The sequence below is a fragment of the Rhodococcus sp. C26F genome (genome assembly GCF_053345925.1).
The window spans coordinates 1-2,374 of record NZ_JBKFBA010000104.1 but is presented as its reverse complement, the minus strand read 5'-3'; the positions used below and the strand labels follow the sequence as shown (position 1 = coordinate 2,374).

7 protein-coding genes are annotated in these 2,374 nt (G+C 64.7%); all 7 read right to left on the bottom strand.

Translation table 11 applies throughout. From position 1 onward, the window contains the following. A partial coding sequence (locus tag ACLBYD_RS30625; protein ID WP_447819392.1) for a hypothetical protein occupies window positions 1-592 on the bottom strand: 592 nt, incomplete at its 3' end. Next, window positions 589-750 (bottom strand): hypothetical protein, encoded by a 162-nt coding sequence (locus tag ACLBYD_RS30620; RefSeq protein WP_447819391.1) that lies wholly within the window; start codon window positions 748-750, stop codon window positions 589-591. The genes ACLBYD_RS30620 and ACLBYD_RS30625, both read right to left, overlap by 4 nt. Window positions 751-919: 169 nt before the next feature. Continuing rightward, on the bottom strand, window positions 920-1,291 hold the full coding sequence (locus ACLBYD_RS30615; RefSeq protein ID WP_447819390.1) for a hypothetical protein: 372 nt from the start codon (window positions 1,289-1,291) through the stop codon (window positions 920-922). After that, window positions 1,288-1,518: a hypothetical protein gene (locus ACLBYD_RS30610; RefSeq protein ID WP_447819389.1), complete on the bottom strand. Its 231-nt coding sequence runs from the start codon at window positions 1,516-1,518 to the stop codon at window positions 1,288-1,290. The genes ACLBYD_RS30615 and ACLBYD_RS30610 overlap by 4 nt, the downstream gene beginning before the upstream one ends. Then, window positions 1,515-1,709 (bottom strand): hypothetical protein, encoded by a 195-nt coding sequence (locus ACLBYD_RS30605; RefSeq protein WP_447819388.1) that lies wholly within the window; start codon window positions 1,707-1,709, stop codon window positions 1,515-1,517. The genes ACLBYD_RS30610 and ACLBYD_RS30605 overlap by 4 nt, the downstream gene beginning before the upstream one ends. After that, a complete protein-coding gene (locus ACLBYD_RS30600) occupies window positions 1,706-1,963 on the bottom strand; it encodes a hypothetical protein (protein WP_447818865.1) in 258 nt (85 codons plus the stop codon). Before ACLBYD_RS30600 ends, ACLBYD_RS30605 begins: the two co-directional genes overlap by 4 nt. A 193-nt stretch (window positions 1,964-2,156) precedes the next feature. Continuing rightward, window positions 2,157-2,374, bottom strand: a 218-nt coding sequence (locus tag ACLBYD_RS30595; protein ID WP_447819387.1) for a hypothetical protein, incomplete at its 5' end; no start/stop codon positions are given.

The window sequence follows — 2,374 nt, the reverse complement described above, 5'->3', positions numbered from 1 at the left end:
AGCTCTCACCGATGACGACCGACAGGGACCGGGACTCGTCGTGTGCGGTGATTTCGATGGGCTCGCCGTAGACCTTCGCGGCCGCGGAGAACGCGCTGACGACGTGCGGGGTGAGGTTGATCGTGTCGAAGTCACCGTGGGGCAGGGACCGGATGCGGGAGATGGTATGCGCGACGTCGGCGAACGAGTCGAGGGTTTCCATTCGGGGAAGTTCGAGTGCCTGTCCGTCGATTCCGGGAAGTCCGGAGACGTCGGCGATTTTGATGTAGTTGTCGCCGGTCTCGATCTGCAGCATCGCTTCGGGCTCGTCGTTCTTGTCGGCCGGCGCCTTGAACACGGACAGGATCTTGCGGACCTGGTCGGGGGCGAGATCGACGAGTTCACCGTCCTGGCTGACGGGGTCGTCGACGGTTTCCCATACCGAGGCGATGGCGAGGCCGGAGGTCCAGCCATCTGTGGCAGTGACCGTGAGGTTCTCTTCGCCGATCTCGATGCGGACGCGGCGGAGCTGTTCTGCCTTCGGGTGAGCGTGTGGGACGACTGCGGTGCATGCGCGCCGCAGGTCGTGTGTGGAGACGCAGATGGTGGTCACTGCTGTCCTTCCGGATCTGGGAATGGCATTTCGAGTTGGCCGGCGACCGGTGCGGAGGTCTGGTGGTGGTTGCGGCAGAGCCAGCCGTAGATGGTGACGCGGCGTTCTGCGGACTGTTCTGCCCACCAGGCGTCCGCGTCGGCCGCGGTCGGACTCACCCGCTCCACCCCCGACACTGAACGTGTTTGACGACACCGGCGGGCAGTTGCTCTTCGCAGACCGAGCAGAGGCGGACGACCGGTTGTACGTTCGCCGCGGCGGACTGGATCGCGGATGCGACCGGAACGCTGTCTGTAACGCGGTATTTCGAGAAATCGTCGGTCACGGTCAGCCTCGGCGGATCTCGCGGAGGCAAGTGAGGCAAATCAGGTACGGCACTGTGACGTCGGACTCGCGGGTGGGGACGTTGGGCAGTTCATCCGATTCGACGAGGACGCCGTTGCACTCACGGCAGCGGCCACCTCGGCAGTCCATTGGGCGTGGGCGAGGCCGTTGTTTCGGCTTGACGAATCCTGCCTTCGTGAGCACCCGATGGACCGCGTCGGTGTGCTGCTTGAATGCCTTTTGCACGGCCTGGTCCCGTTCCTCGAAGGACTTTGTGATGCCTTCGTGGAATGCCCGATGCTGTTCGGTGTCGACGACGAGTGCGGCGCAGACATGACATGTCGCGAACGCGCTGAACATGGGATCTTCGGTCACTGGGCAGTCCTTCCGTTGTTGGCGGCCTCGACGAGCTCCCGCCGGTAGACGCGCAGGACGCGGGCGCGAACGAAGGCCACATTCAGCAGCACCCATCCGAGGAAGACGACCAGCCATCCCCAACCAAGGGCAGCGCAGACGAGCACGGCGACGACGAGGATCACCTCGGCGATCGTGAACGCGGTGAGGGTCTTCTTCGGCAGCGGCCGATCGCGTTCGTCGGTCATCGGTCGCCGTCCGTCCCGAGGACTTCGTTGAGCTCGGCGATCATGTTGTCTTCACCGCCGGTGCCGAACTGCTGCCATGTGCGCAGGAGCGATCGGATGCGGTCGACGACGACGGAGGCCGGGACATCCGACGGAACCTCGATCGGGTATCCGCCGGCGTCCTGACGCTTCTTCTCGAGTCCGTGGCTCACCGGTCGCTCCCCTGCTTCGGCTCATCGAGGATCGTGGCGACGAGTGCGGTCGCGATTTCCATGCGGGTTTCGCGGCTCAGCGAGCTTGCGGTGTCTACACGCACGCCGCCTTCGACGTCGCGAGTGATGGCTGCAGTTTCATCGCTCGAGAACCAAGGCAGGGTGATCGGAGGGCAGTGCAGGATGGCGTACTGCGGTCCGAGTTCGTTTGCTACAGCGCGAAGGTCGTTGTCGGTGAGGTCGTTCGTCGTCATGATGATCGGCTTCCGAGGTAGGCGGCTGCGTTGTTCCAGGCTTCGGTCTTTCCGCGCGACGCGGACTTGCCGAGGGTCGCGAGGACAGGCCGGCGCAGGTGGTCCGGCAAACGCTTCCAGCACTCGGAGCACGCGAACGTGTTCGAATGCAGGACTCTGTGCGGGTGTCCGGGGCACCTGCGCCGGCGGGCGCTCACTTCGTGGTCTCCGCGGTGTTGCGGATCTGCACGGGCATGTCGAGGGATTCGACGGTGCAGGGGGTGTTGCCACGCCACAGTCGGCCGGGCCGGTCGCCGATGGTGAAGACGCGACCGGAGTCGAGTTCGACGAATCGGGTGCCTTTGGCGAGGTGCCAGAGGATCCGGCTGTCGAAGATGACCGGTTCGGCCGTGTCGTTGGTGATCATGCGAT